This is a genomic window from Methylobacterium sp. WL8 (assembly GCF_008040045.1).
GTDB classification, from domain to species: Bacteria; Pseudomonadota; Alphaproteobacteria; order Rhizobiales; family Beijerinckiaceae; genus Methylobacterium; species Methylobacterium cerastii.
This window is the reverse complement of record NZ_VRVF01000016.1, coordinates 49,054-74,881: the sequence shown is the minus strand read 5'-3', so window position 1 is coordinate 74,881 and position 25,828 is coordinate 49,054. Positions and strand designations below refer to the sequence as shown.

25 protein-coding genes and 1 tRNA gene are annotated in these 25,828 nt (G+C 68.7%); 13 read left to right on the top strand and 13 right to left on the bottom strand.

Annotated elements, in window-relative coordinates; translation table 11 throughout:
• Nucleotides 1-154: 154 nt before the first annotated feature.
• Both FV234_RS08610 and FV234_RS08605 read left to right on the top strand, forming a co-directional pair.
• A complete protein-coding gene (locus tag FV234_RS08610; protein WP_147828742.1) occupies nt 155-1,897 on the top strand; it encodes a hypothetical protein in 1,743 nt (580 codons plus the stop codon).
• Nucleotides 1,897-3,012, top strand: a complete 1,116-nt coding sequence (locus FV234_RS08605) for a phage baseplate assembly protein (protein WP_147828741.1) — start codon at nt 1,897-1,899, stop codon at nt 3,010-3,012. The genes FV234_RS08610 and FV234_RS08605 overlap by 1 nt, the downstream gene beginning before the upstream one ends.
• Nucleotides 3,013-3,034: 22 nt before the next feature.
• Here FV234_RS08605 and FV234_RS08600 read toward each other — a convergent pair whose 3' ends face one another.
• From FV234_RS08600 to FV234_RS08575, 6 genes are all read right to left on the bottom strand, one after another.
• Nucleotides 3,035-3,523 (bottom strand): hypothetical protein, encoded by a 489-nt coding sequence (locus FV234_RS08600; protein WP_147828740.1) that lies wholly within the window; start codon nt 3,521-3,523, stop codon nt 3,035-3,037.
• A 94-nt stretch (nt 3,524-3,617) separates the two neighbouring features.
• The gene (locus FV234_RS08595; RefSeq protein WP_147828739.1) at nt 3,618-5,363 is read right to left on the bottom strand and encodes an AAA family ATPase; all 1,746 of its coding nucleotides are present in this window, start codon (nt 5,361-5,363) and stop codon (nt 3,618-3,620) included.
• Nucleotides 5,364-5,499: 136 nt separating this feature from the next.
• Nucleotides 5,500-5,760, bottom strand: a complete 261-nt coding sequence (locus FV234_RS08590) for a hypothetical protein (RefSeq protein ID WP_147828738.1) — start codon at nt 5,758-5,760, stop codon at nt 5,500-5,502.
• 184 nt (nt 5,761-5,944) lie between these two features.
• Nucleotides 5,945-6,019: transfer RNA gene (locus FV234_RS08585), tRNA-Gly, on the bottom strand.
• A gap of 118 nt (nt 6,020-6,137) precedes the next feature.
• Complete coding sequence (locus tag FV234_RS08580; RefSeq protein WP_147828737.1) at nt 6,138-6,614, bottom strand: NUDIX domain-containing protein; 477 nt, start codon at nt 6,612-6,614, stop codon at nt 6,138-6,140.
• A 17-nt stretch (nt 6,615-6,631) separates the two neighbouring features.
• A complete protein-coding gene (locus FV234_RS08575) occupies nt 6,632-7,327 on the bottom strand; it encodes a fumarylacetoacetate hydrolase family protein (RefSeq protein ID WP_147828736.1) in 696 nt (231 codons plus the stop codon).
• Between the two features lie 258 nt (nt 7,328-7,585).
• Here FV234_RS08575 and FV234_RS08570 point away from each other — a divergent pair, with 258 nt between their 5' ends.
• From FV234_RS08570 to FV234_RS08530, 9 genes are all read left to right on the top strand, one after another.
• Nucleotides 7,586-9,049: an FAD-binding oxidoreductase gene (locus FV234_RS08570; RefSeq protein WP_147828735.1), complete on the top strand. Its 1,464-nt coding sequence runs from the start codon at nt 7,586-7,588 to the stop codon at nt 9,047-9,049.
• 322 nt (nt 9,050-9,371) lie between these two features.
• Nucleotides 9,372-9,665, top strand: a complete 294-nt coding sequence (locus FV234_RS08565) for a DUF2218 domain-containing protein (RefSeq protein ID WP_147752874.1) — start codon at nt 9,372-9,374, stop codon at nt 9,663-9,665.
• A 115-nt stretch (nt 9,666-9,780) separates the two neighbouring features.
• Nucleotides 9,781-11,043, top strand: coding sequence for an aminopeptidase (locus tag FV234_RS08560; protein ID WP_147828734.1), 1,263 nt, complete (start codon nt 9,781-9,783; stop codon nt 11,041-11,043).
• A gap of 64 nt (nt 11,044-11,107) precedes the next feature.
• The gene (locus FV234_RS08555) at nt 11,108-12,406 is read left to right on the top strand and encodes a beta-ketoacyl-ACP synthase (protein WP_147828733.1); all 1,299 of its coding nucleotides are present in this window, start codon (nt 11,108-11,110) and stop codon (nt 12,404-12,406) included.
• Nucleotides 12,403-13,170: an SDR family oxidoreductase gene (locus FV234_RS08550; RefSeq protein ID WP_147828732.1), complete on the top strand. Its 768-nt coding sequence runs from the start codon at nt 12,403-12,405 to the stop codon at nt 13,168-13,170. Before FV234_RS08555 ends, FV234_RS08550 begins: the two co-directional genes overlap by 4 nt.
• A 2-nt stretch (nt 13,171-13,172) precedes the next feature.
• Nucleotides 13,173-13,463: an SH3 domain-containing protein gene (locus FV234_RS08545; protein WP_147828731.1), complete on the top strand. Its 291-nt coding sequence runs from the start codon at nt 13,173-13,175 to the stop codon at nt 13,461-13,463.
• 224 nt (nt 13,464-13,687) lie between these two features.
• Nucleotides 13,688-14,710, top strand: coding sequence for a zinc-binding dehydrogenase (locus tag FV234_RS08540; RefSeq protein WP_147828730.1), 1,023 nt, complete (start codon nt 13,688-13,690; stop codon nt 14,708-14,710).
• 120 nt (nt 14,711-14,830) lie between these two features.
• A complete protein-coding gene (locus FV234_RS08535; protein ID WP_147828729.1) occupies nt 14,831-15,832 on the top strand; it encodes a lipid A biosynthesis lauroyl acyltransferase in 1,002 nt (333 codons plus the stop codon).
• A gap of 4 nt (nt 15,833-15,836) precedes the next feature.
• Entirely contained in the window at nt 15,837-16,604 is a 768-nt protein-coding gene (locus FV234_RS08530) for a DUF1223 domain-containing protein (protein ID WP_147828728.1), read from the top strand.
• 197 nt (nt 16,605-16,801) lie between these two features.
• Here FV234_RS08530 and tatC read toward each other — a convergent pair whose 3' ends face one another.
• From tatC to FV234_RS08495, 7 genes are all read right to left on the bottom strand, one after another.
• Nucleotides 16,802-17,602 (bottom strand): twin-arginine translocase subunit TatC, encoded by an 801-nt coding sequence (gene tatC, locus FV234_RS08525; RefSeq protein WP_147752882.1) that lies wholly within the window; start codon nt 17,600-17,602, stop codon nt 16,802-16,804.
• 3 nt (nt 17,603-17,605) lie between these two features.
• Entirely contained in the window at nt 17,606-18,172 is a 567-nt protein-coding gene (gene tatB, locus FV234_RS08520) for a Sec-independent protein translocase protein TatB (protein ID WP_147828727.1), read from the bottom strand.
• Between the two features lie 91 nt (nt 18,173-18,263).
• Nucleotides 18,264-18,539, bottom strand: coding sequence for a twin-arginine translocase TatA/TatE family subunit (locus FV234_RS08515; RefSeq protein ID WP_147828726.1), 276 nt, complete (start codon nt 18,537-18,539; stop codon nt 18,264-18,266).
• 159 nt (nt 18,540-18,698) lie between these two features.
• Nucleotides 18,699-19,706: a beta-N-acetylhexosaminidase gene (nagZ, locus tag FV234_RS08510; RefSeq protein WP_147828725.1), complete on the bottom strand. Its 1,008-nt coding sequence runs from the start codon at nt 19,704-19,706 to the stop codon at nt 18,699-18,701.
• Nucleotides 19,707-19,927: 221 nt separating this feature from the next.
• Entirely contained in the window at nt 19,928-21,340 is a 1,413-nt protein-coding gene (locus tag FV234_RS08505; protein ID WP_147828724.1) for an SPOR domain-containing protein, read from the bottom strand.
• A 41-nt stretch (nt 21,341-21,381) separates the two neighbouring features.
• The gene (gene argS, locus FV234_RS08500) at nt 21,382-23,142 is read right to left on the bottom strand and encodes an arginine--tRNA ligase (protein WP_147828723.1); all 1,761 of its coding nucleotides are present in this window, start codon (nt 23,140-23,142) and stop codon (nt 21,382-21,384) included.
• A 98-nt stretch (nt 23,143-23,240) separates the two neighbouring features.
• Entirely contained in the window at nt 23,241-23,717 is a 477-nt protein-coding gene (locus FV234_RS08495; RefSeq protein WP_147815822.1) for a thioesterase family protein, read from the bottom strand.
• A 261-nt stretch (nt 23,718-23,978) separates the two neighbouring features.
• Between FV234_RS08495 and rutA the strand changes: the two genes are divergently transcribed.
• Both rutA and rutB read left to right on the top strand, forming a co-directional pair.
• Nucleotides 23,979-25,076 (top strand): pyrimidine utilization protein A, encoded by a 1,098-nt coding sequence (gene rutA / locus FV234_RS08490; RefSeq protein ID WP_147815824.1) that lies wholly within the window; start codon nt 23,979-23,981, stop codon nt 25,074-25,076.
• Complete coding sequence (rutB, locus tag FV234_RS08485) at nt 25,076-25,813, top strand: pyrimidine utilization protein B (protein ID WP_147828722.1); 738 nt, start codon at nt 25,076-25,078, stop codon at nt 25,811-25,813. Before rutA ends, rutB begins: the two co-directional genes overlap by 1 nt.
• The last annotated feature ends 15 nt before the right edge of the window (nt 25,814-25,828 follow it).

Sequence of the window (25,828 nt, the reverse complement as noted above, 5' to 3'; positions counted from 1 at the left end):
ACTCAATAACGCCATGTCGATCACTCCATGACCCCCCGACCAAAAAGCCAGGGGTGGGTTCAGACACGGGTCACTTCTCGATGGAAACTTCCGGCTCCGCCGGGTCAACTCTCAGCGGAAATCAACATTCAGCGCCTTGGGCGAGCGGTTCGGCGTGTCTGCCGAGACCATGCAGGGCGGCGTTCGCAAGTTTGCCGACGAGATGAGCCAGATGCGGAAACGCTACGGCCAGACCTACTCCGACCTGCAGCAGATGAACCTCGGCGAGCTCGTGGAGAAGATGGTGAGCTCGCCCAACATGAAGGCGGCGCTCGACACCTTCATGGACTCGGTCTCACAGATCGGCGACCCGGTGAAGCGCCGCAAGGTCGTCGAGATGATGCTCGGCTCGGACCAGATCGCTGCTGTCGCCGGCCAGCTGACCGGTCGCTACCGGCAGGTGATGGACGAGATCCTGAAGGCGCAGGGCCAGACCACGGACGCCCAGGTCAAGGCAGCCCAGCGGTTCGAGACGGCGCTCAGCCGCGTCCGCGAGAACATGGACGGCCTGCGCACTGAGGCCCTAGCCCCACTGCTCGAACAGCTGTCGGCCCTGGTCGAGAAGTTCGGCTCCTCCGAGACGATGGCGTCTTTCGGCAAGCAGCTTGAGGAGATCGGCAAGTTCGCCCGCACCACGGTGCAGGAGTTCGAAGCGATCGTCCGGACCTACGAACGGTTCAAGGAGTTCATCGGCCTCGGCGACCCCTCGAAGAACGTCGAGTTCAAGCCGTTGCTCGGCGGTGGCGCCGGCAAGCCGCTGACCCGCGGCGAGCTTGAGGGCAAGCGCGACTCCATTGAGCAGCAGCGCAAGCTTCTCGATGCCAACCCGAACGCACCGGACTACGCCCGCAAGCGCGATCGGATGACGGAAGAGCTTCGGCGTGTTGGCGACGAACTCGAGAAGCTGCGGACCTCCGGAGGCGCGACGGCTCAGCCCTCCGGGTTCTCGGGTGTGGTCGGCGGCGGCAACCCGCTGATCCACCGCGCGGGCTACGGCGGCATGGGCGGCGGTGGAAGCCCGGGCGGCTACAGCGGCGTCGGCAGCATCCCCCCGCTCGGTCTACCCCAGCCGTTAGCCAGCGGTGGCGGTGGAGCGGCGATCTCACCTCGTGCCCCAATGCCGTATCGCGGGACCATCGATCGAAGTGGGTCCGGCCGATCAGCGGAAGGCCCGCTCGCGGCCAAGTACCCGGACGGGCTTGCGGCAGGCATCAAGCAGTCGGCCAAGGATCTCGGCATCAGCGCCGAGGATCTGGCGACCGTCATCTCCTATGAGACGGCCGGCAGCTTCGATCCGTGGAAGCGCGGCCCGACGACGAAGTGGGGCCAGCATCGTGGCCTGATCCAGTGGGGCCAGCCGCAGCGCGAGAAGTACGGCGTCACGCAGGACATGTCGCCGGGCGAGCAGATGAAGGCGGTCACGCGCTACCTGCGCGACCGCGGCGTCCGCCCCGGCATGGGTATCCACCAGGTCTACGGCGCGATCAACGCCGGTGGCGTCTCTGAGGCGCACCTGCAGATGCGTGATGCTGCAGCCGGCGGTGCGCCCGGTACGGTTCGTGAGAAGGTCGACAACCAGATGGGGCCGCATCGCCGGAAGGGCGCCGCGCTTCTCCGGGCCGATGGCTCCGACGGCGGGGCGACGGCCTCCGCTGATGGTTCGGGCGAGCGCACCGGCGACAGCATGATGCGCCGGTTCTACGGCGACGAGGCTCCGGTCGCGAAGGCCCCGCCTCAGGACCACCGGATGACGATCGACCTCAACGGCTTCCCGCCGGGCACTCGCGCCCGCACCTCGATGGGTGACCTGTTCAAGGAAACGACCGTCTCCAAGGGCAGGCAGGTGGAGGCGATCTGATGACCGATCCCGATCTCATCTGCGAGGTGCGCACCGAGGGCGGCACCTACCGCGACTGGATCCAGGTCCAGGTCGAGCAGAACTTCATGAACGAGGGCTGGATCCGATCCTTCCGGCTCATCTGTGCCGAGCCCAGCGCGGTGGCGAGCATGAAGCTGAAGCCCGGCGATCGCGTCGACATCGCCTTGGCTGGCCAGGTGGTGATCCGAGAGGGCTACATCCGCGACCGGCAAGCGAGCTACGACGCCAACCGGCACGCGGTGCAGGTCACTGGCCACGGCAAGGCCGGGCTGATCACGGAAGCCAGCATCAACGGCGGGACGGGCCAATATCGGGGCTACAAGCTCGACGCCATCGCGAACTCGGTGCTGAAGCCCTACGGCATGACGTTCCGTGTCCAGAACGGATCGGCCGGCTGGGACACGCCATTCGACAACGTCATGGTGCGCCGGGGCGAGACGCCCTTCGACCTGATCTCCCGTCTGTGCAAGCAGCGGAACCTGTTCTTCTACGCCGATGCTGCCGGCAATGTGATGGCTGGGCCGAAATCAGACGCCGGCACGGTCGCCTTCGTGGAGGGGCAGAACATCCTTTCCGCGAACTGCCAGTTGCGCCGCCTGAGCGTCGAAAAGCTCATCGTCGACTCGCAGCTGCCGGGCTCGGACAGCCTGTTCGGCCGGAAGGTCGCCGAGGTGCAGGCCTCATCCACGGTCAAGGGCGGCACATCGGGCGCCATGCGCACGGTGTTGGCCGAGATGCCGCTCGATCAGAAGGGCGCCCAGCTCCGGACGAACTGGGAAGCGGCCGCCCTACAGGCGATGGCCCTGCAGCTGCAGCTCACCTACCAGGGCTGGCTCAAGCCGGGCGTGGGCGGCCTCTGGGACCCGTCAGACGGCGTGACAGTGAAGTCGCCCATGCTGTTACCCACCGAGAGCGCGACCGAGACGCTGAAGGTGGCCGGGTACAGCTACCAGCAGGATGCGAATGCCGGGACGACGACGACGCTCGACCTGATCAACACGCTGGCCTGGCAGCAGCGTAAGGGCGACGCGACGAAGAATGACGGCTTCTACGATCTCGGGAACGCGCCCGCGCAGCAAGAGGCGGCGACGTGACTAGGCACGGGGATAGCCGCGATCAATTGCTGTTGTGCCAAGCTTTGATCTGGCGGAACACGGCTTGCCCATCGCTGACGGTCACCTCGATTGTCTTGCCTTCCGTAGGGCAGCAATGGCCGTCGTTGGGTCCCTGCGAAACCGCATAGATGACAGCCCGCTTGTCGTTAAAGTCTGCGCCTTTGACGACTGACCAACTTTGCGGCTTTCCGATCTCAACCGCCAAGTCGTCTTTCACACCATAAACTTGAGCCGTCGAACCCCAGTTATTGCCACCGCCGCAGCCATCCACGCTGTAGATAAGAACCAGCGCACCATCGAATCGAGCCGATGATGCACCCCCGTTCGCTGTAATCCTTCCAGCGTAGGACATCCCGACGTTGCACTCGCGGTTGTCCTGTTCGATCCGTTTAAGAAGCCTCTGCATCATCGCAGCGTCTGATGGTTTGGGAGCTGCCTGTGCCCCACCGGCAGCGACGACAAGGGCGAAAGCGAAGAGGGCAATGCGCATCCCGGCAGGATACCCGCTGGGGTGCGATTGTCGAGGCGGAGTTGAGGTATCACCGCTCTTGGCCTTAGCTTAGCACCTCTCCAACCAGCGAGGCCTAATCATTCGCCTTCTTAATCATTTCCACGATTTCACCGATGCGTTCGCGAAGATCCAGAACGTCCAGATTTGCAGGCTGGGTGCAGACCCATTTGGCTAATTTAACCTTGTCAGCGCCTTTAAAAACATAGGTCGGTGGCCCGGTTACTTGCGGTTGGGTTTTTGCCATACGAAAGTAAAACGCATGATCAAAGCGACCAGACTTATCGCTGTTATGGTACAAATTTGGGTGAATCTTAGAAAGCCCTCTCTGAAGTAAGTCATAATCAATGTAGTTCTCGATCTCTCTGCCGGCCGTTATCCAAGGAACGCCGCGCCTTGAGGAAAACTCATCAATAATTCTTTGTTTTGTCGAATTAATTGGGGATTCTTGTGCCTCTCGATCGCTGTCCATCACTACTGCAAGATTTTGATTCAACGTTCTGAGATCGATGAAGGCCTGCACTTCAGTGTCGTCAGCTGAAAGATGACTCAGAAGCCTACCACCATAAAACATTATCGAATAATGCATTCCTTCAATGAGACCAGGGTCCGCAGAGGTTATCCAGTGTTGCAAGTAAATTCGCTCCGATGGGCCTTCGACCCATATGACGGCATTTGCCTGGACGATATCCGATGCTTTATGGCCTAGGTCGACACAAATAGCGTATCTGTCAGATTTGAGAATTGACTCTTTTATTGTTGTTTTTGTCCTGTCATGTGATACGTGAAATATAGCAGCTCCAGATGTGTCAATAAAAGAGGGCGAATGAGTAGCAATAAAGTACTGGTTGTCGGTATGCTCGATAAGAAAGCGCATAAATTTTCGCTGGAGAATAGGATGGAGATGAATTTCAGGCTCTTCAACGCATACAATTTTTTGTTGATGAATCGTACAAGCAGCAGCTAACATGACGACTTCGTGTATTCCGGTACCCAGCGCCAAAAGCGGCAGTACGCGACCGTTCATGTGCACTAAAACATGGGCTCTGTTGTGCGGTATATCTATGTAGGCATCCTGAGTATCTGTAACAGTCTGGAGAAACCGATTAATTTTTTCGAATAAAAGTTTGTCATGCCGCCGGTCGTGATCTGGATTTTGAAGTTCTGCCAGTTGATCAATTAAGCCGGCTCCGTCGTTACCTCGTACTCCAGAAACTGAAGGCCGGATTTGTCGGATCGCTGGAATTAATATAGTTTCAGGTATTTGAAATGTTTGAGATGATAAAAGGTATCCAAGCGTCTCAGGAACCCAATGGTGTTCTAGCGAGCCAGAATTTTGACCCGTGAGTCCTTGCCAGAGCACCTGCCACTCATTCGGGTTTAGGATCTCGCCGGAACGTCCAAGTCCTATCTGCCTGGAAAATTTGAACACCGCATTAGATACGCTGCTTATTAGCCAAATAAAGCCCTCATCGATTAAGAACTCGCAGACTTTATCCAGCAGCAAGTCTGAATGTCTTATAATGTACTCTGGGCCACGCGAATGAATCGCAGAAATAAACTTTTCTTTCGGTATGGCAAGACCGAACTCTGCGCCCCCACCGCCGGAATCCATATGCTCTTCTAATCTGCTAATAGTAGGACGCTGTTCGCCACTCTTTAAATTTATTGCGGACAGATATTTAGATATAAAATTAAGAGGAATCGATTTTCCAGAGTTGTTCGCTCCTATGAAAAAATTGAATCTTTTGAATGGAGCCATTTTTTGAGCTGGCGTTCCAATACCCATATAATTTTTTAAATAAAGACCATCGATATACATTGCTTATTGGCCCGGATCTATTTAGTGCCCTCTGAATATTTGTGGTGCCGCGCGTAGCCCTGACCGGTCAGCTAATTCGTGAGGGCGTGCCGGATCGCTTCCGGACGGGAAGGCTTCGGCTTGGGCTGGCAGGCGATCACTGCCGTTGTGAGGGTGTTGGGTTCTTTAAAGGGGAACCGAGCTGCGAGGGTGGCTGCCCAGGAGGCTGCGGCTCCGGGGCTGGTGCTGGTTGACTAGGCGTCGCTGGTGGAACACCCGCGCCGGTTTGCAGCGTCTGGTCGGCCTGGGTCTGCACCTTGTCGGCGGTCTGCTGGCTGATCAGGCCATAGGATACAGCAACCGCCAGGGCGACAGCGATCACCGCTCCAATGATCGTCTTCGCGAGTTTGCTCTGCACGGGCGCTCTTCCATCTCGCACGCTCATCGGACGTTCGCGAGCAGAGGCTATGATGCGGCACGCTGCCGCCGGCCGTCTACTGCGATTTGTCGCGCGTTGGTTCCGCCCTGGTCCCGCGAGAACAGCACAAACGACAAGGGCCGCCCGAAGGCAGCCCTTAAGTCACTCTAACAAATGGATGAATTGGAGCGGGCGAAGGGATTCGAACCCTCGACCCCAACCTTGGCAAGGTTGTGCTCTACCCCTGAGCTACACCCGCTCACAATGCTGGTCCGCTGGAAACTCTCGTGCCCGGCGGCCCCGGCGGCGCTCTCTAAACACCATTCCAACCGGCGTTGCAAGCGCCCTCCGCGAGGATTTTTCCGCGCCGTCGGTTCTCACCAGAGGTCGGCGGGCGGAAGGCCGTCGCGGATCTCGCGCAGGCGCGCCACCGTCGCGCGGGTGGTCGCGTCGGGGAGCGCGTCCAGGGCGAAGAAGGCGCAGGCCGCGATCTCGCGGTCGGGCCGCTTCTCGCCGAGCACCGTGAAGGCCGGGGCGACGTAGAGGGCGACGTGGTCCCGGAGCGACGCCGCGCGGTTGCGATAGAAGCCGTGCAGGCGCAGCGCCGCCCCCGGGTCGACGGCGATCTCGGCCTCCTCGCGAAACTCGCGCGCCATCGCCTCCGGCGCGGTCTCGCCGCGCTCGACGCCGCCGCCGGGCAGCTGCCAGCCGGTGACGTAGGTGTGGCGCACGAGGCAGACGCGGCCTTGCGGGTCGAAGGCCGCGCCGCGGACGCCGAGCGTCATCCCGCGGGTCGCCAGCGCGCCGAGGTGGAACAGGCGGCGCGCCAACGGCCGGTCGAGGAGCTTCGTCATCGGCGGGGCCCGGCCGCTCAGGCCACGTCCAGGACGATCTTGCCGAGGCCCGCGACGGCGCCGACCATGCGCTCGCCCCGGCGCACCGGGCCGACGCCGGCCGGCGTGCCGGTGAAGATCAGGTCGCCGGGCTGGAGCTCGAAATAGGCCGAGAGGTAGGCAATCTGCTCGGGCAACGACCAGATCATGTCGGCGAGGTCGCCGCGCTGGCGCTCTGCGCCGTCGACCGAGAGGGTGATCGGCCCCCGCGCCGGATGCCCGATCGCGGCGGCCGGGTGGATCGGGCCGATCGGCCCGGAAAAGTCGGCGGCCTTGCCGAGGTCCCAGGGGCGGGCGAGCGCCTTGGCCTCGTCCTGAAGGTCGCGCCGGGTCATGTCGAGGCCGATGGCGTAGCCGTAGACGTGATCGAGGGCGGTCTCGACCGGGATGTCGCGCCCGCCGGTGGCGAGCGCGGCCACCAGCTCGATCTCGAAATGGTAGTTCTCGGTGCGCGGCGGATAGGGGTGGTGCGTCGGCTCGGATCGGCAGGCCTGGAGCGCGTCGGCGGGTTTCATGAAGAAGAACGGCGGCTCGCGGTCGGGGTCCTTCCCCATCTCGCGGGCATGCGCCGCGTAGTTGCGCCCGACGCAGTAGACCCGGCGCACCGGGAAGAGGTCTTCGCTGCCGGCGACCGGCAGGGCGATGCGGGGCGGGTTCGGGATGACGGACAGCATGGCGTGCCTCGTGAGACAGGGGCGGGTCGTCGTTCGGGCATTCGGTAGACCGCGCGCCCGCTGCGGCTAGAGCCACGCCGCATCGCGTTGCGACGAGCCATGGCTCTAGGCCTTTGTTGCAACGTGCTTTCTTTCGCCGAACCGGTGTCCACTTCGGCGGAAAGCACTCTAGTCTTAGGCCAGCGACCGGTCCATGCCAGCCCGCAGCGTTTGCATCGCGGCCGCGTCCGCTCGAGAATCCCTGCCGAAGAATCGCCCATGACCGAACCCGCCCTCGCCCCGGCTCCTTCCGCCGACACCCTCCTCGAAGCCCTGCGCGCGCGCCTCGGGGCGGCCCACGTGCTGACCGCCCCGTCCGACCTCGACCCGTATCTCGTGGAGTCGCGAAAACTCTATCGCGGCTCGGCGCTCGCCGCCGTGCGGCCGGGCTCGACCGAGGAGGTCGCCTTCGTGGTCGAGGCCTGCGCGGCCGCCGGCGTCGCGGTGGTGGCGCAGGGGGGCAACACCGGGCTCGTCGGCGGCGGCGTGCCGCATGGCGGCGTGGTGCTGTCGCTGGCGCGGATGAACCGCATCGTGTCGCTCGATCCCGTGAACGCCAGCATCGTGGTCGAGGCCGGCGCGATCCTCGCCGACGTGCAGGACGCGGCCGACGCCGCCGGGCTGCTGTTCCCGCTCTCCTACGCCTCGCGCGGGTCCGCGCGCATCGGCGGGGCGCTGGCCTGCAATTCCGGCGGCATCGCCGTGCTCGCCTACGGCAACGCCCGCGACCTCGTCCTCGGGCTCGAGGTGGTGCTCGCCGACGGCCGGGTGTGGAACGGCCTGAAGGCCTTGCGCAAGAACAACGCCGGCTACGACCTCAAGCACCTATTCGTCGGCTCCGAGGGCACGCTCGGCATCATCACGAAGGCGGTGCTCAAGCTGTTCCCGAAGCCAGCCTCGCGCACGGTCGGGTTCGTCGGGCTGCCCTCGGTGCGGGTCGCACTCGACCTGTTCGCGCGCCTGCGCAAGCGCGCCGACCGGGATCTCACCGCCTTCGAGTTCATCCCGCCGGTCGGGCTCGACATGGTGCTGCGGCACATGCCCGGCACGGTGCGGCCGCTGGCCGGCGCGCACGGCGCCTACGCGCTGATCGAGCTCGCCTCCGCCCGGCCCGACGCCGACACGAGGGCCGAGCTCGAGGCGGCGCTCTCGGACGCGATCGAGGACGGGCTCGTCGAGGACGCGACCCTCGGGGCGAGCGAGGCGCAGAACCTCGGGCTCTGGGCGTTGCGCGAGCACCTCTCGGATGCGCAGGGCTACGAGGGCGGCTCGATCAAGCACGACGTGTCGGTGCCGCTGTCGCGGCTCGCCGACTTCGTCGAGCAGGCGAGCGCGGCCTGCGAGGCGGCGATGCCGGGCCTTCGCGTCTGCGCCTTCGGCCATGTCGGCGACGGCAACATGCACTTCAACCTCAGCCAGCCGGTCGGCATGGACAAGGCCGCGTTCCTCGGCGCCTGGGCCGACTTCAACCGCATCGTCCACGACATCGTGACCGCGATGGACGGCTCGATCGCCGCCGAGCACGGCGTCGGCCTGATCAAGCGCGACGAGCTGCAGCATTACGGCGACCCGGTCGCCCTCGACCTGATGCGGGCGATCAAGGCCGGCCTCGACCCGCAGGATCGCCTCAATCCCGGCAAGGTCGTCGCCCTGTCGTCCGACCCGCAGCCCGCCCTGCCCTGACGTTCCGCGTCGCGGACTGCCGAGGCGGGTGGAATTCCATTGTGCGACGCACCATCTGTCGCCATGATGCATGACGCATCGCGCCATAAATCGGCTCATCGGCCGGTCCAAGGTGCGACTCGCGACCGGCCGGAGTCAGGCCGGGAGCGTGCGGGTTTCCCTGCGTTAGCCGGGCGTTAACGGCTGAGGTCGCGTTTGGAACGTGGACCTCGGTCGCGCGGCCGGCAGCAGGGTCCGGCACTTGCTTGGGCCAGCGGCGGGTCTTCGCAGACGCGAAGACGGCGGCCGGCCCGCGATGTGACGTTTCAAGGAGACGATCGAGATGCCCACCTCTCAGGCCCGCGTGCAGACCGCCGAGGCGAGCCGCTACCTGCAGCAGCTCTGCCGCCACTGGAGCCACAAGTTCCCGGTGTCCGCGACCCCCGAGCACGGCACCGTGCCGTTCGGCGAGGACCGGGTCTGCACCTTCGACGCCGAGCCCGACGCCCTGTTGATGCGGATCGCCACCTCCGATCCCGCTGGGCTGACCCGCCTGGAGAACGTCGTCTCCGATCACCTGATGCGCTTCGCCTTCCGCGAGAGCCTGGGCGAGATCACCTGGTCGCGCGCCGCCTGAACCGGTCGCGCGCCGCCTGATCTGGTCGCGCACCGCCTGATCCGTTAGACCCCGCACCGATCTTGCAGGGCTCGATCCTGCACGACAGGATCGGACGTCACGGGAAAGGGTCGCGATGAACGCGCATGCTGAGCCGCCGGTCGTGGGATCGACGCACGGGGAGCGGCTCGACCGGCTCGCCACCGTGGCCGTCCGGGTCGGCCTCAACCTACAGCCCGGGCAGGAACTGGTCCTGACCGCGCCGCTCGAGGCGTTGCCGCTCGCGCGCGCCATCACGGCGGAGGCCTACCGGGCCGGCGCCTCCCTGGTGACCACGCTGCTCGGCGACGACGTCGCGACGCTCGCGCGCTTCGCGCATGCCCCCGACGCCGCCTTCGAAAAAGCCGCCGGCTGGCTCTATTCGGGCATGGCGGAGGCCTACCGCAACGGGGCCGCCCGCCTCGCGATCAGCGGCGACGACCCGTCGCTGCTTTCGGCGCAGGACCCGGAGAAGGTCGCCCGCGCCAACCGGTCGCGCTCCAAGGCCTACGTGCCGGCGCTGGAACTGATCGCCAACTTCGCCACCAACTGGACCATCGTCTCGGCCGCGACCCCGGCCTGGGCGCGCACCGTGTTCCCCGACCTCCCCGAGGCGGAGGCCGTCGCCCGGCTCTGGGACGCGGTGTTTTCCGCTTCCCGCGTCGACGGCCCGGACCCGCTCGCCGCCTGGAGCGCACACAACGCCCACCTCCACGCGCGCAAGGACCTGCTGAACGGCCACCGCTTCTCGGCGATCCGCTTCCGCGGGCCGGGCACCGACCTCACCGTGGGCCTCGCCGACGACCACGAATGGTGCGGCGGCGCGGCGACCTCGCGCAGCGGCATCACCTGCAACGCCAACATCCCGACGGAAGAGGTCTTCACCACGCCGCACCGGGCGCGGGTCGAGGGCCACGTCACCAGCACCAAGCCGCTGTCGTACCAGGGCACGCTGATCGAGGGCATCCAGGTGCGCTTCGCCGAAGGCCGCATCGTCGAGTCGGCGGCGAGCCGCGGCGGCGACGTGCTCGCCCGGGTGCTGGACACCGACGAGGGCGCCCGCCGCCTCGGCGAGGTCGCGCTGGTGCCGGCCTCCTCGGCGATCTCGGCCTCCGGGCTCTTGTTCTACAACACGCTCTACGACGAGAACGCCGCGAGCCACATCGCGCTCGGCCAGGCCTACTCGAAGTGCTTCGTGGGCGGCGGCGCGGACTTCTCCGAGGACGACCTTGCGGCCCGCGGCGCCAACCGCAGCCTGATCCACATCGACTGGATGATCGGCTCGGGCGAGGTCGACGTGGACGGCGTCGGCGCCGACGGGCAGTCGGTGCCGGTGATGCGCCGGGGCGAGTGGGCCTGACGGCCAAGTCCGATCCGTCACGGCGCGGGATGCACGGCCGAAAAAAACCGATTAAGACGGCGCCATGGCAGCACATTCCCCGGCCGGACACCCCCATCGCGACGCAAGCGGCCGCCCGCTCGTCGCCGTCACCGGGCTCGGCATCGTCTCCTCCCTCGGGCACGGCCAGGACGCGACCTGGACCGCCCTGACGCAGGGGCGATCCGGCATCCACGCGATCGCGCGCTTCCCCACCGACGGCCTGCGCACCCGCATCGCCGGCACGGTCGATTTCCTCGACACCGACCCGCTGGTCGCCCCCGCCCTGTCCGAGCGCTTCGCCCGCGTGGCGGCCGAGGAGGCGGTGGCGCAGGCAGGCCTCGGCTCGGCCGGCGACTTCCCCGGCGCGCTGTTCATCGCGGTGCCGCCGGTCGAGATGGAGTGGCCGCAGCGCAAGGCCCTGGCGGAGGCCTGCGGCGGCGACGGGCCGGTGACCTATGCCGGCCTGCAGCAGGCGGCGGCGTCCCGCAGCTTCGACGCGTGGCACGACCTCTTCATCTTCGGCACGGTGGCCGACCGCATCGCCGAGCGCTTCGGCACCAAGGGCTCGCCGATCTCGCTCTCCACCGCCTGCTCGTCGGGCGCCACCGCGATCCAACTCGGCGTCGAGGCGATCCGCCGCGGCGAGATGCAGGCGGCGCTCTGCATCGGCACCGACGGGTCGGTGAACCCGGAATCGCTGATCCGCTTCTCGCTGCTCTCGGCGCTCTCGACCCAGAACGATCCGCCGGAGACGGCCTCGAAGCCGTTCTCGAAGAACCGCGACGGCTTCGTCATGGGCGAAGGCGCGGCGGCCCTGGTTTTGGAGGACGCGGCCTCTGCCGTGGCGCGTGGCGCGAAGATCCTCGGCTACGTCCTCGGCTGCGGCGAGAAGGGCGACGGCTTTCATCGCACCCGCTCCAGCCCCGACGGCGCGCCGATCATCGCGGCGATCCGTGCCAGCCTCGACGACGCCGGGATCGGGCCGGAGGCGATCGACACCGTCAACGCCCATGGCACCTCGACCCCCGAGAACGACCGCATGGAGGCGATGGGCCTGATGGCGGTGTTCGGGGAGGGCGCGGCGCGCATCCCCGTCACCTCGAACAAGTCGATGCTCGGCCACACCCTGACCGCCGCGGGCGCGATCGAGGCCGTGATCTCGCTGCTGACGATCCGGCACGGGCGCATCCCGCCGACGATCAACTACACCGTGCCGGACCCGGCGATCCCGCTCGACATCGTCACCGCGGCGCGCGACGTGCCGGTCTCCCGCGTGCTCTCGAATTCGTTCGGCTTCGGCGGGCAGAACACCTGCCTCGTGCTCGGCTCCGAGCCCGCATGAGCGCGGAAGCCAACGCGGATCGTCGCGTCCTCGTCACCGGCGGCGCCTCGGGGCTCGGCGCGGCGATCGTGCGGGCGGCCGCCGCCGCCGGCCACGGGGTCGACTTCACCTACCGCGCCTCCCAGGCCCCGGCCGAGGCGCTGCTCGCCGAGTTGCGCGAGCGCCATCCGGATGCGCGCTTCAAGGCGGTTTCGCTCGATCTCGCCGACCGCGGCGCCCTCGACGCCTTCTGCGAGGCGGCCGAGGCGGAGAGCTATTACGGCTTCGTGCACAATGCCGGCCAATCCTACGACGCGCTCGCCGCGATGCTCGACCAGGACCGGGCCGAGGCGCTGATGCAGGTCAACTTCTTCTCGCTGACGCGGATCGCCAAAAGCCTCGTGCGCGGCATGACCCGCGCGCGCGCCGGGCGCATCGTGGCGATCGGCTCGGTGGCGGCACTCCGCGCCAACACCGGCAACGCGGCTTACGCCGCGACCAAGGGCGCGCTGATCGCCTATTGCCGGACGCTCGCGATCGAGTCGGCCAAGCGCGGCGTCACCGTCAACGTCATCGCGCCGGGCTTCATCGACACGCCGATGATGGCCGGTTACGCCGCCCACCGCGCCGGCATGGAGCGCCAGATCCCCGCCGGCCGCTTCGCCGACCCGGCCGAGGTGGCGGCGCTCGCGGCGTTCCTCTTGGCCGGCCCCGCCGCCTACGTCACCGGTGCGGTCCTGCCGGTCGACGGCGGCCTGACGGCGATGATGGGCGTCCACCGCTGACCATGCGCGCGTCCCGCCACGTCCCGGCCGCCCTCGCCGGCCTGCTGCTCAGCTTCAGCACGGGTGCCGTGCGGGCCGATCCGGTCCCCTACCGCGTCGACGGCCTGCCGCGGGGCGAGACGCTGAGCATCCGCGCCGAGCCAGACCCCTCCGCCGAGGTGGTCGGCGAGATCCGTGCCCGCGCGCTGGTCGCCGGCTGCACCAACGACACGCCGAGCCGCACCACGTGGTGCCGGGTCAAGGTCGGCCGGACCGTGGGCTGGGCGCGGCGACGCTATCTCGCGCCGGAATAAACCCGGCTTGATGCTCCGGCGCGAAACGCCGTGCTAAACCCCACCCCGCGCCCTCATCCTGAGGTGCCGGAGCGAAGCGGAGGCCTCGAAGGAGGCAACCGGGGATCGCTTCGCTCTCCGGAGGGCTCCTTCGAGGCCCGCCGACGCGGGCGCCTCAGGATGAGGGCGTGAATGGGATCGGCCGAGATCCGGATGGGGTCGGCCCAGCGTTTGAAAGTCATCCGATGCAAGCCCTGCAACTCTTCGGCGACCGCGACCTGCGCCTGACCGAGGTCGAGGCGCCCCCTCCCCCCGGCCCCGGCGAGGTCCGGGTCCGCGTCCGCGCGGTCGGCCTGAACTTCATCGACGTCTGGGGCTTTCGCGGCATGGCCTTCGCCAAGCGGCGCCTGCCGCTGACCGTCGGCGCGGAGGCCGCGGGCGAGATCGCCGAGATCGGCGAGGGCGTCGAAGGGCTCAAAGTCGGCGACAAGGTCGCGCTCTACGGCGCCATGACCTGCGGCCGATGCCGCGCCTGCCGCGAGGGTCGCGACAACCTCTGCGAGGATGTCGGCGGTGTGATGGGCTTCCACATCGACGGCTTCGCCCGCGAGTTCGTCATCATGCCGGCCCGGCTCGTGGTGAAGGTGCCCGACGCCGTCAGCCTCACCGACGCGGCCTGCGCCGGCATCGCCTTCGGCACGGTTCAGCACATGCTGTTCGACAACGCCAAGCTGGAGCCGGGCGAAAGCATCCTGGTCCATGCCGGCGGCTCGGGGATCGGCACCGCGGCGATCCGCATGGCCAAGGCGATCGGCTGCACCGTCTACACGACGGTGGGCGACGACGAGAAGGGCGCCAAGGCTGCCGAGCTCGGCGCCGACCACGTCGTCAACTACCGCACCGAACGCTTCGAGGGCGAGGTCCGCCGCCTGACCAAGCGCAAGGGCGTGGACGTGGTGTTCGAGCATGTTGGGCCCGACACCTGGAACGGCTCGCTGCTCTGCCTCAAGCGCGGCGGCCGGCTCGTCACCTGCGGCTCGACCTCCGGCGTCTCGACCACCATGAATTTGATGCAGCTGTTCCAGCAGCAATACCGCATCACCGGCTCGTTCGGCTGCCGGCTCGCCAACATTGCGCAATCGCTGGACAAGATGGCGGCCGGCATCCGGCCCGTCGTCGACACGGTCTATCCTCTGGCGGATTTCGCGCAGGGGCTCGAACGGCTGGAATCGCGCAAGGTCTTCGGCAAGATCCTGGTGAGCTTCTGACGCCCTCCCCTCTCGCGACGAAATGATCTAAGCCCGCGGAATCTCCCGTGGGCGTTTCGTTCCGCGGCGCCTCCCGCCCTCCCCGCCTCGACGGGACGGCCCGCACCCGAGAGTGACCCGTTGCTGCGCCTCGCCCTGACCCTGAAGCGCAACCTGCCGCGGCTCGCGGGCTTCGCGATGCTGCCGTTGATCCGCACGGTGTTCTGGCTGTCGCGCATCCTCGGTCCCGAGCGGGCGGGCGACGCCGGCGGCGCGCTGCTGCGCGCGATCGGGCCGTGGCTGCCCTCTCACCGGACCGCGCTCGCGAACCTGCGCGCCGCCTTCCCCGACGCGTCCGAGGCCGAAATCCGAGGCATCGCGCGCTCCGCCTGGGACAACCTCGGCCGCACCGGCGCCGAATACGCCCACCTCGACACGCTGTTCGACTTCGACTCCGCCGACCCGGCGACCCAGCGCATGCAGGTCGAGGGCCTGGAGCACTTCCTGGCGTTGCGCGACGACGGCCAGCCGGGCCTGGTGTTCTCGGCGCATCTGGCGAACTGGGAGCTGCCGGCGATCTGCGCGGCGAAGTTCGATCTCGAGACCACGGCGGTGTTCCGCGCGCCGAACAACCCGGCCGCCGCCCGGCTCGTGCAGGAGGTGCGGCGCAAGACCATGGGGGGCTTGGCCGCCTCCGGCCCCGGCGGCGCCTTCGCGATGCAGGGCGTGGTCGAGCGCGGCGGCCATCTCGGGCAGCTGATCGACCAGCACTTCACCCGCGGCGTCGTGGTGTCGTTCTTCGGGCGCCCCTGCCTCGCGAACCCACTGCTCGCCAAGCTCGCCCGCCATTACGATTGTCCGGTCCACGGCTCGCGGGTGGTGCGGCTCCCGAACGGCCGTTTCCGGCTCGAGCTGACCCCGCCCCTCGACCTGCCCCGCGACGCGGACGGGGCGATCGAGATCGCCGGCGCGATGCAGGCGATGACCACAATCGTCGAGGGCTGGGTGCGCGAGAATCCCGGCCAGTGGCTGTGGATGCATCGGCGCTGGCGCCCGAACATGCTGCCGAAGCCGCGCGTTCGGTCGGGCGGCGGGTCTCAAGCCAACGTGATTTCCCAGCCGGCGTCCGGTGCGCTCTCCTGAGGCGATGACGGAGACCCGCGTCCGTTCCCATGCGCCCGCCCGGCTCCGCGCCCTCCTCGCGGCGCTGACCCTCGGCATGTCGTGCGGTCCGGCGGCGGCCGAGCCCTTGCGGGCGGTCGTCGAGCTGTTCACCAGCCAAGGATGCGCCGCCTGCCGCTCGGCGGACCCGGTGATCGGCGACCTCGCGCGCCAGCCCGGCATCCTCGCGCTCACCCTGCCGGTGACCTACTGGGACTACCTCGGCTGGAAGGACACCCTGGCCCAGCGCCCGTTCGGCGAGCGCCAGCACGGCTATTCCGGGGTCCACGGGGCGCGGCAGATGTTCACGCCGCAGGCCGTCATCAACGGCTCCGCCTCGACCGTCGGCTCCGACCGGCCGGCGCTGGAAAAGCTGCTGCGCGAGTCGAGCGCCCGCGGCGGCCTCTCCGTCCCGGTGCGCGGCGAGGAGCGGGACGAGCGCATCGTGATCGAGATCGGGGCCGAGCCGGCGCCGAAGGCCGAGCTCAAGGGGGACGTCTGGCTGGTGCCGGTCCTGCGCAGCCGCCCGGTCGCGATCGGCGGCGGCGAGAACCGCGGCCGCACCGCGACCTACGTCAACGTCGTGCGCGGGATGCAGCGCCTCGGCCCCTGGACGGGCCAGGCGGTGCGGTTCGAGGTGCCCCGCGCAGCCGCCCGTGTCGGCGAGGCCGACGCCTGGGTCGTGGTGGTCCAGGGCTCGGCGGGCGGGCGCCCCGGCCGGATCTACGGCGCCGCCAAGGGGCCTGGCCTCTGAAGCAGGGCGATCGCAGGTGTCATCACGCCGTCATTCCGGGGCGCCGCAGGCGAGCCCGGAATCCAGAGCCGCCGACGGTGCAAAGTCCTGCGCGACCAGCGGTTCTGGGTCCCGGGCTCCGCTGCGCTGCCCCGGGATGACGCGGCGCTATCAGTGAGTTTCCGAAGAGCAAATCGCCATCTGCAATCGTCCCGTTTCTACGGGTCGAGCCCTTCGGCGATGCGGCGGCGGGCGCGCAGCTTTTCCATACGCGACACCGAGAACACCGAGGCCTCGTAGAGCAGCAGCATCGGCAGGGCGAGGGAGAGCTGCGAGATCACGTCCGGCGGCGTCAGCACGGCGGCGGCGACGAAGACCAGGACGATCGCGTAGCGCCGCTTCTCGCGCAGGAACTTGGCGTCGATGATGCCGACCTGCCCGAGCAGGGTCAGGATCACCGGAAGCTGGAAGGCGATGCCGAAGGCGAAGATCAACGTCATGATCAGCGAGAGGTACTCGTCGACCTTCGGCAGCAGCGCGATCGTCGGCTCGCCCGCGACGCCGACCTGCTGCAGCGACACCGAGAACTTGATCAGCAGCGGCATCGCCAGGAAGAACACCACCAGCGCGCCCAGGATGAAGAACACCGGCGTGGCGACGAGGTAGGGCATGAAGGCCTTGCGCTCGTTCCGGTACAGGCCCGGCGCGACGAAGGCGTAGATCTGCGTCGCGATCACCGGGAAGGCGAGGAACGCCGCGCCGAAGACGCTGAGCTTGATGTTGGTGAACACCTGCTCGAGGAAGTGGGTCGCGATGAGCTTTGCGTTCTCGACCCCGACGATCGAGACGTAGGGGTGGACGAGGATGTTGTAGATCTCGCGCGAGAAGAAGAAGCACCCGAAGAACATCACCACGAAGGCGATCAGCGACTTGATCAGCCGCGCGCGCAATTCGATCAGGTGGTCGAGGAGTGGCGCCCGCGACGCCTCGATCTCGGCCTCGTCCGTCTGGTCGATCATCGCTTAATGGCCTGCGGCCGGTGCGGAGGGGGCCGGCCCGTGCGGCGCCGGCGCCGGATCGGGGGCCGGGCCGTAGGGGTCGTCGACGGAGCCGGGAACCGGGGGCGCCGCGGGGGCGGCCTCGATGTCGGTCGCGTGCTGGGCGGTCGTCTGGGCGACAGGTTGATCGAGCGCCTTCGGCACGTCGTAGGCGCCGCCCCCGGAGGCCGGCGTCTCACTTTCGGCCGCCTTCAACTGCGCCGTCGCGTCGGCCAAGGTCGCGGCGCTCGGCTTCGGCGCACGTGCCTCGACGGCGCCCTTCAGCTCGTCGCGGATGGTCTGGACCGGGTTGAAGCCGCCACTCGCGTTGCGCACCGTGTCGCGGATGCCGTCGACCTCCTTGCGGACATCGTCGAGCTCCGCCTCGCGGATCGCCTCGTTGAACTGCATCTGGAACTCGCCCGCCATGCGGCGGACCTTCCGCGTCACCTGGCCCACGGTGCGCAGGGCCTTCGGCAGGTCCTTCGGCCCGATGACGATGAGGGCGACGCCGCCGATCAGCATCACCTCCCCCCAGCTCATGTCCAGCATGTCGTCGACGGTCCTGCAGCCTCGGACCCGTCGCCACGGCGCCGACGGGACTCGGGAAATGAGCCGTGCACCCTCTCGGGTGCGGGCCTCCTCAGACGGGCTTGCGCTCGCCCTGCGGCAGGTGGCTCGCGGGGATCGCGGTGCCGGGGCTGGTCTCGGCCGCATGCGGGATTGTGCGGACGGGCTCGGACGGGACCACCGGCGGCGTCGCGGCCTGCGTCGGCGTCTCGTCCTCGGCCATGCCCTTCTTGAAGGCCTTGATGCCCTTGGCGACGTCGCCCATCAGGTCCGACACCTTGCCGCGTCCGAACAGCAGCATGACGATGACGGCGACGACGACCCAGTGCCAGATACTCATGCTGCCCATGGCAACCTCCTGCGCCACGAGCCACGCATCGTTACGAGACGTGTCCGCGACGGCCCATGTCCGCGGTGGAATTTCAGCCGGAACCTAGGGACCGCGCCGGGTTAACACAAGCGGTCAATCCCGCGCGGGAGGGGCGAACCCATGCGCGGCCGGCAACGGTCAGGCGGCCTGCGCCAGGGCCGCGGCGAATTGCGCGCGGGCGAGCTGGAGGTCGAAGCCGTCGCGGCCGTGGTCGAGCCGGGCGAGCGCGGCCTCGGCGCGGCGCAGGGCGTCGCCTTCCAGCGCCGGCGTCCCCTCGGCGACGGCGCGCATCTCGTCCGCGTCGCCGTTGCAATGGAGCGCCACGTCGACGCCGGCCGCGAAGGCCGCCTCCGCCCGCGCCCTGAACGGACCGGTCAGCGCGTGCATCGAGAGGTCGTCGGTCATCAGCAGGCCGTCGAAGCCGATCATGCCGCGGATCACGTCGGCGATCACGGTCCGCGACTGGGTGGCGGGCCGGTCGGGGTCGATCTGCGTGAACACCACGTGGGCGCTCATCGCCATCGGCAGGTCGGCGAGCGTGCGGAAGGGCCCGAAGTCCTGGGCGGCCAGGGATTCCAGGCTGGCCTCGACGACCGGAAGGCCGTGATGGCTGTCGCAGGCGGCGCGGCCGTGCCCGGGGATGTGCTTCATCACCGGGAGCACGCCGCCGGCCATCAGGCCCTCGGCCACCGCCCGGCCGATCTCGGCCACTTGGCTCGGCGTCGTGGCGTAGGCGCGGTCGCCGATGATGTCGTGCGCCCCGGGCTCCGGCACGTCGAGGACGGGCGCGCAGTCGACGTTGATGCCGACCTCGGAAAGGTCGTGCGCCATCAGGCGCGCCCCGAGCCGCGCCATCGCGGTCGCCGCCCCATCGAGGCGGCGGAAGCGTCCGCCCGCCGGATAGGCCGGCCAGTGCGGCGGCCCCATGCGCTGCACCCGGCCGCCCTCCTGGTCGATCAGGATCGGCGCGTCGTCCCGGCCGATCGTCGCCCGCAGCGACGCGGTCAGCGCGCGGACCTCGTCCGGCGTGCCGATGTTGCGCTTGAACAGGATGAAGCCCCAGGGGCGCACGTCCCGGAAGAACGCGGTCTCCTCCGCCGACAGGGTCTTGCCGGCGCAGCCGAGGATGAGGGCACGGGAGGTCATCGGCGACGGTCTTCCCGGAAGGGGGGTGAAGTTGTCAGGGTCCGTGAGCGGGCGAATCCGCCGGGAAGCGTCCGACGGGACCGCCCCGCGCCGCAAGCCCGAACCGTGGCCTCGGCCGGCGGCGGGGCCGGACGGCGGAGAAGTGTTGCGACGGCAACTCAGGCGGGCCGCCGACGGGTCGGCGGCCCAGGGCTGTGGTTCGAGGCGCGTTTCAGGTCAGATCAGTTCTTGGCGACGAAGCACTGGCCGCCGGCGCCCTGGAGCTCGGTGCAGAGGCTGGTGGCCTCGGCCTTGGCGAGGGGTCCGACCCGGACGCGGAAGATCGTCTTGCCGTTGACCTCGGCCTGGCGGATCAGCTCCGGCTTGCCGGCGAGCTGGCCGTACTTGCCCTGCATCTCGCGGAACGCGGCCTGCGCATCCTTGGCGCTGGTGCGCACGCCGAGCTGGACCGAGAACCCGCCGACGGCGGCGGTGCTAACGGTCGCGGTCGTCGCCGGAGCCTCGACGGGGGCGGAGGCCTCCGGTGCGACGGCGGCGACGCGCTGGGGCGCCTTCGGTTTGGCCGGCTGCGGCACGACCGCAGCGGGCGTGCGCTCGGCGGCCGGCGCCTGCACGGCGGCGGGCGGCGGCTGCTGGGTCACGGTCTGGGTCGGCATCTGCGGCGTCGCCCCCGCCGCCATCCGGCCGGGCTTGGCGCGGGCGGCCGGCGCGTCGTCGCCCGGCAGCGTCATGGTCGGGACCGGCGAGACCGGGGCCGCCTCGGCTTGCGCCTCGCGCTGGGCCGCCGGGGGCGGCGTGTCCGGCCGCACCACGACGGTGCGGACCTTGCGGGGCTGGCCGAACGCGTCGAACGAGGCCGAGCCCGGGGTGACGTTGGCGGTCTCGCCGCGATCCTGTGCCGAGCGCTCCTGACCCTGCGCCGCGCGGGCGGCCTGGGCCACGTCGAGGGGCTGCTCCTCGCGGTTGACGATGCGGATCTGGCTGTCCTTGGCCTTGGGCTCGTAGATCTGGCGGTTCTGGTCCGGGATCTCGACGCCGTCGGCGACCTTCGGCGCGACCTTCACCGGCGAGGTGTCGGCCTGGACCACCGGGACGCCGCCGCCGCCGCCGCCGCCGCCGTGCCGCAGGGTCTTGTAGGTCACCGCGCCGGTGACGGCGACGAGGACGACGGCGACGCCCGCGCCGACCTTGACCAGGCGGTTGCGCGGCTTCACCCGCTTGAGGCTGCGCTGGTCGTAGGCCTCGGCGTCGCCCGCCTCGTTCTGGTAGGCCTCGGCTTCGGCGTAGCGCGCCTGCTGCTCGGACCCGTGATCGACGGAGGCGAGGTACTGGTCGAAGGCGTCGGCCGGGGCGTTGCGCTGCGGCTCGGCGTAGGCGGCGGCCGCGGGCGCGAAGCTCGGCTCCTGGCGGCCGCGTTGGGCGGCGCCCTGCGTCTGCGCCGCCGGCTCGCGCCGGTCGTCGCGGGCGGCGAGCAGCGCGCGGAAGGGGTCGTCCTGCCCGACGATGCGGGCGAGTTCCGCCAGCGGGTCGGGCTTCTGCGCGGCCGGCTCGGCCCCGCGCGGGGCCGGCGAGGGCTGCTGCAGATCGCGCGCGAAGGCGTCGAAGTCGACAGGCGCGCGCGAAGCGTTCGTCATGGCAGCATCCTCATCCTACGCCGACTTTTACGGGGGCGCACTCACCGCATCGCGTCCGGAGCGCTCACGCCGAGGACGGCGAGACCGGATGCCAAGACGCCTCGCAGCGCCTCGATCAGCGCTAGCCTCGCCCGAGTTGACTTTCGGTCGGTTGGATTAACAAACCGTAATTGCGGCAAGTCTTTGCCCTTGTTCCAGAAACTATGAAGGCTACTCGCCGTCTCGTAGAGATGGAAGGCGATCCGGTGCGGCTCGTGCGCTGCGGCGGCCGCCTCCAGCACCCGCGGGTACTGCGCGATCAGCCGCAGCATCTCGGCCTCGCCCGCATCCGACAGCAGCGCGAAGTCCGCGTCCGCAAGCCCGGCAGCGTCCCCGGGGTCGAAGTCCGAAAACGCCTCGCGCGCCTGCCGCTGCACCGAGCGGATGCGGGCGTGGGCGTACTGGACGTAGAAGACCGGGTTGTCCTTGGACTGCTCGACCACCTTGGCGAGGTCGAAGTCGAGGGTCGCGTCGTTCTTGCGGTAGAGCATCATGAAGCGGATCGCGTCGCGGCCGACCTCGTCGATGACCTCGCGGAGCGTCACGAACTCGCCCGAGCGCTTGCTCATCTTCACCGGCTCGCCCGCGCGCAACAGCCGCACCAGCTGGCACAGCTTCACGTCGAGGCTCGCCTTGCCGTCGGTGACGGCCTTCACCGCCGCCTGCATGCGCTTGACGTAGCCGCCGTGGTCGGCGCCGAGCACGTCGATCAGCTCGGTGGCGCCGGCGAGGTACTTGGCCTGGTGGTAGGCGATGTCGGAGGCGAAGTAGGTGTAGGAGCCGTCCGACTTCAGCAGCGGCCGGTCGGTGTCGTCGCCGAAGTCCTTCGTGCGGAACAGGGTCTGCTCGCGGTCCTCCCAATCCTCTGGCACCTGGCCCTTGGGCGGCGGCAGGCGGCCCTCGTAGACGAGCCCCTTCTCGCGCAGCTCCGCGAGCAGCGTTGCGACGGCGCCGCCGCCCTCCCCCTGCAGGGTGCGCTCGGAGAAGAACACGTCGTGGTGGATGCCGATCGCGGCGAGGTCCCCGCGGATCATCTCCATCATCTCGGCGATGGCGGTCTCGCGCACCACCGGCAGCCATTCGGAGTCCGGCTTTTCGAGCAGCGCGCGGCCGTGGGTCTCGGCCAGCGCCTGCCCGACCGGCACGAGGTAGTCGCCGGGATAGAGACCCTCGGGGATCGCGCCGACCGTTTCGCCCAGCGCCTCGCGGTAGCGCAGGTAGGCGGAGCGGGCAAGCACGTCGACCTGCGCGCCCGCGTCGTTGATGTAGTACTCGCGCGTCACCTGCCGGCCGGCGGCGACCAGGAGGTTCGCCAGCGCGTCGCCGAACACCGCCCCGCGCCCGTGCCCGACATGCATCGGGCCGGTGGGGTTGGCCGAGACGTACTCGATGTTGACCGGCCCGCCGGCCATGTGCCCGCGCCCGTAGCCGGCGGGATCGGCCAGCACGCCGCGCAGCACGTCGTGGAAGACGGCCGGCGCCAGCCGCAGGTTGATGAAGCCGGGGCCGGCGACCGCGGCCTCGACCACGCGCGGGTCCTGGCGCAGCTCGGCGGCCAGCGCCTCGCCGAGCGCCTTCGGGTTGGTCTTGGCCTCCTTGGCGAGCACCAGGGCGGCGTTCGTCGCGAGGTCGCCGTGGCTCGCGTCGCGCGGCGGCTCGACCACGACCCGGGCAAGGTCGAGGCCCTCGGGAAGCGTCCCGCCGCGGACCAGCGCCTCGACGGCCTCACGCACGCGCGCCTCGAACAGGGCGAAGATGTTCATGATCGTGGTCAACCCGCTCGCGCCGACGGCCGGACGGGCCGGCGGCGCCTCATCTCCGCGCCATAGCAAGGGGGGGCGGAGGTGTCACGGCGGAGGTGTCACGGCGAAGCGGGCCGCGTCCAGCCTTCGAGGACGCTGCGCAACGGCTCCGGCAGCGGCACCGGGCGGCGGGTGGCGCGGTCGACGTAGACGTGGACGAAGAAGCCTTCCGCCGACGCCGCATCCGCGTCGCCGCGGAACAGGCCGATCTCGTAGCGCACGCTCGACCTTCCGATCCGCGCCACGCGCACCCCTGCGGTCACGCGATCGGGGAAGGCGAGCGGCGCGTGGTAGCGGCAGCCGGTCTCGACCACGAGGCCGATCACCGGGGATCGTGCGATGTCGAGGGCGCCGGCCTCGACCAGCAGGCCGTTCACCGCCGTGTCGAAGAAGGCGTAGTAGACCACGTTGTTGACGTGCCCGTAGACGTCGTTGTCGGCCCAGCGCGTGGTGATCGGCACGTGGCGCGGGTAGGCGGCGCGGGAGCCGGCGGCCTCGCGCGGCGGGCTGGCGTTCGGGGCAAGCGTCTCGCGCATCGCGTCGTCCCTCGCGGAAGAGATCCGGAGCCCGGTCTACCAGATCGAAGACCGCGTTTCGCCGGCCCGATCCGCTGCGATTTCGCTTCCCGGCTGGGCGGATCGCGCGCATCGCCTGGGCAACCCGCGGAGATTTTGTGCAGAGGCCCGTCGGCGGTTTGACGGGCCGATTCGAGCCGCTACCGTTCCCGTCTTCCGGCCCGCCGCGGGCGGCGCGGCTCGCGTTCGGAGAGGTGGCCGATGAACGAACCCGCCGCGGCGATGAACGTCGGGGTCTTCATCCCGATCGGCAACAACGGCTGGCTGATCTCGGAGAACGCGCCGCAATACAAGCCGAGCTTCGCCCTCAACAAGGCGGTCACGCTGAAGGCCGAGGGCTACGGGCTCGACTTCGCCCTGTCGATGATCAAGCTGCGCGGCTTCGGCGGCAAGACCGAGTTCTGGGACCACAACCTCGAATCGTTCACGCTGATGGCCGGGCTCGCCGCCGTCACCTCCAAGATCAAGCTCTACGCCACGGCGCCGACCCTGTGCTTCCCGCCCGCGATCACCGCGCGGATGGCCGCCACCATCGACTCGATCTCCGGCGGGCGCTTCGGCCTCAACCTGATCACCGGCTGGCAGAAGCCGGAATATTCGCAGATGGGCCTCTGGCCCGGCGACGCGTTCTTCGCCGACCGGTACCGGTACCTCTCCGAATACGCGCAAATCCTGCGCGAGCTCTGGGAGACAGGGCGCAGCGACCTCAAGGGCACGTACTTCCAGATGGACGATTGCCGCCTGAGCCCGCGACCGCAGGCGCCGATGAAGCTGATCTGCGCCGGCCAGAGCGAGGCCGGCATGGCCTTCACCGCCACCTACGCCGACTACAACTTCTGCTTCGGCAAGGGTGTGAACACCCCCACCGCCTTCGCGCCGACCGTCGCGCGCCTTGAGGCCGCCAAGGCGAAGACCGGTCGCGACGTGTCCTCCTACGTTCTGTTCATGGTGATCTCGGACGAGACCGACGCCGCCGCCCACGCCAAGTGGGAGCACTACAAGGCGGGGGCGGACCAGGAGGCCATCGCCTGGCTCGGCGTGCAGGGCGCGGCCGACACCAAGTCGGGCGCCGACACCAACGTGCGCCAGATGGCCGACCCGACCTCGGCGGTGAACATCAACATGGGCACCCTCGTCGGCTCGTTCGAGAGCGTGGCGCGGATGCTCGACGACGTGATGACCGTGCCCGGCACCGGCGGGGTGCTGCTGGTGTTCGACGACTTCCTGAAAGGGCTCGACGATTTCGGGCAGAAGATCCAGCCGCTGATGCGGACCCGCCGGCACGTCGCTTCGGCGGCGCCCCTGTCCGAGGTCGCGTGATGGAGGCGCCTGCCGGATATCGCGACCCGGCCGGCCGCTTCGGCGGCGTGACGCTGCCGGCGCGCCCCGAGCCGATCGCCTTCGCGCCCGAGGCGACCGCGCTCATCGTCGTGGACATGCAGAACGCCTACGCGACCAAGGGCGGCTACCTGGATCTGGCCGGCTTCGACGTCTCGCAGACCGGTCCGGTGATCGGCCGCATCGCCGCCGCGGTCGCCGCCGCGCGGGCGGCCGGCATCGTCGTGCTGTGGTTCCAGAACGGATGGGACGCGGACTACGTCGAGGCCGGGGGGCCGGGCTCGCCGAACTGGCACAAGTCCAACGCGCTGAAGACGATGCGGCGGCAGCCGGGGCTGAACAGCCGGCTGCTCACCCGCGGCACCTGGGATTACGATCTGGTCGACGCGCTCAAGCCGCAGCCCGGCGACATCGTCATGGGCAAGCCCCGCTACAGCGGCTTCTACAACACCGCGCTCGACAGCACCCTGCGGGCGCGGGGCATCCGCACGCTGGTCTTCACCGGCATCGCCACCAACGTCTGCGTGGAATCGACCCTGCGCGACGGGTTCTTCCTCGAATATTTCGGCATCGTGCTCGCCGACGCCACCCACCAGGCCGGCCCGCCGAGCCTGCAGGAGGGCGCGCTCCTCAACATCGAGACCTTCTTCGGCTGGGTCTCTGACGTGGCCGCCTTCGAGACCGCCCTGTCGGCCAGGGACGCCATTGCCGCCGAATAGACCCGAGCACAGAGT

Excerpts from the sequence above, each read along its gene's own strand:
- FV234_RS08605 (WP_147828741.1), top strand. The coding sequence starts at position 1,897 with ATGACCGATCCCGATCTCATCTGCGAGGTGCGCACCGAGGGCGGCACC.
- FV234_RS08580 (WP_147828737.1), bottom strand. The coding sequence starts at position 6,614 with ATGACGAAGCTCCTCGACCGGCCGTTGGCGCGCCGCCTGTTCCACCTC.
- FV234_RS08540 (WP_147828730.1), top strand. The coding sequence starts at position 13,688 with ATGCAAGCCCTGCAACTCTTCGGCGACCGCGACCTGCGCCTGACCGAG.
- rutA (WP_147815824.1), top strand. The coding sequence starts at position 23,979 with ATGAACGTCGGGGTCTTCATCCCGATCGGCAACAACGGCTGGCTGATC.
- argS (WP_147828723.1), bottom strand. The coding sequence starts at position 23,142 with ATGAACATCTTCGCCCTGTTCGAGGCGCGCGTGCGTGAGGCCGTCGAG.
- rutB (WP_147828722.1), top strand. The coding sequence starts at position 25,076 with ATGGAGGCGCCTGCCGGATATCGCGACCCGGCCGGCCGCTTCGGCGGC.
- FV234_RS08565 (WP_147752874.1), top strand. The coding sequence starts at position 9,372 with ATGCCCACCTCTCAGGCCCGCGTGCAGACCGCCGAGGCGAGCCGCTAC.
- FV234_RS08560 (WP_147828734.1), top strand. The coding sequence starts at position 9,781 with ATGAACGCGCATGCTGAGCCGCCGGTCGTGGGATCGACGCACGGGGAG.
- tatB (WP_147828727.1), bottom strand. The coding sequence starts at position 18,172 with ATGCTGGACATGAGCTGGGGGGAGGTGATGCTGATCGGCGGCGTCGCC.
- FV234_RS08595 (WP_147828739.1), bottom strand. The coding sequence starts at position 5,363 with ATGTATATCGATGGTCTTTATTTAAAAAATTATATGGGTATTGGAACG.
- FV234_RS08495 (WP_147815822.1), bottom strand. The coding sequence starts at position 23,717 with ATGCGCGAGACGCTTGCCCCGAACGCCAGCCCGCCGCGCGAGGCCGCC.
- tatC (WP_147752882.1), bottom strand. The coding sequence starts at position 17,602 with ATGATCGACCAGACGGACGAGGCCGAGATCGAGGCGTCGCGGGCGCCA.
- nagZ (WP_147828725.1), bottom strand. The coding sequence starts at position 19,706 with ATGACCTCCCGTGCCCTCATCCTCGGCTGCGCCGGCAAGACCCTGTCG.
- FV234_RS08505 (WP_147828724.1), bottom strand. The coding sequence starts at position 21,340 with ATGACGAACGCTTCGCGCGCGCCTGTCGACTTCGACGCCTTCGCGCGC.
- FV234_RS08575 (WP_147828736.1), bottom strand. The coding sequence starts at position 7,327 with ATGCTGTCCGTCATCCCGAACCCGCCCCGCATCGCCCTGCCGGTCGCC.
- FV234_RS08555 (WP_147828733.1), top strand. The coding sequence starts at position 11,108 with ATGGCAGCACATTCCCCGGCCGGACACCCCCATCGCGACGCAAGCGGC.
- FV234_RS08515 (WP_147828726.1), bottom strand. The coding sequence starts at position 18,539 with ATGGGCAGCATGAGTATCTGGCACTGGGTCGTCGTCGCCGTCATCGTC.
- FV234_RS08600 (WP_147828740.1), bottom strand. The coding sequence starts at position 3,523 with ATGCGCATTGCCCTCTTCGCTTTCGCCCTTGTCGTCGCTGCCGGTGGG.
- FV234_RS08550 (WP_147828732.1), top strand. The coding sequence starts at position 12,403 with ATGAGCGCGGAAGCCAACGCGGATCGTCGCGTCCTCGTCACCGGCGGC.
- FV234_RS08530 (WP_147828728.1), top strand. The coding sequence starts at position 15,837 with ATGACGGAGACCCGCGTCCGTTCCCATGCGCCCGCCCGGCTCCGCGCC.
- FV234_RS08545 (WP_147828731.1), top strand. The coding sequence starts at position 13,173 with ATGCGCGCGTCCCGCCACGTCCCGGCCGCCCTCGCCGGCCTGCTGCTC.
- FV234_RS08570 (WP_147828735.1), top strand. The coding sequence starts at position 7,586 with ATGACCGAACCCGCCCTCGCCCCGGCTCCTTCCGCCGACACCCTCCTC.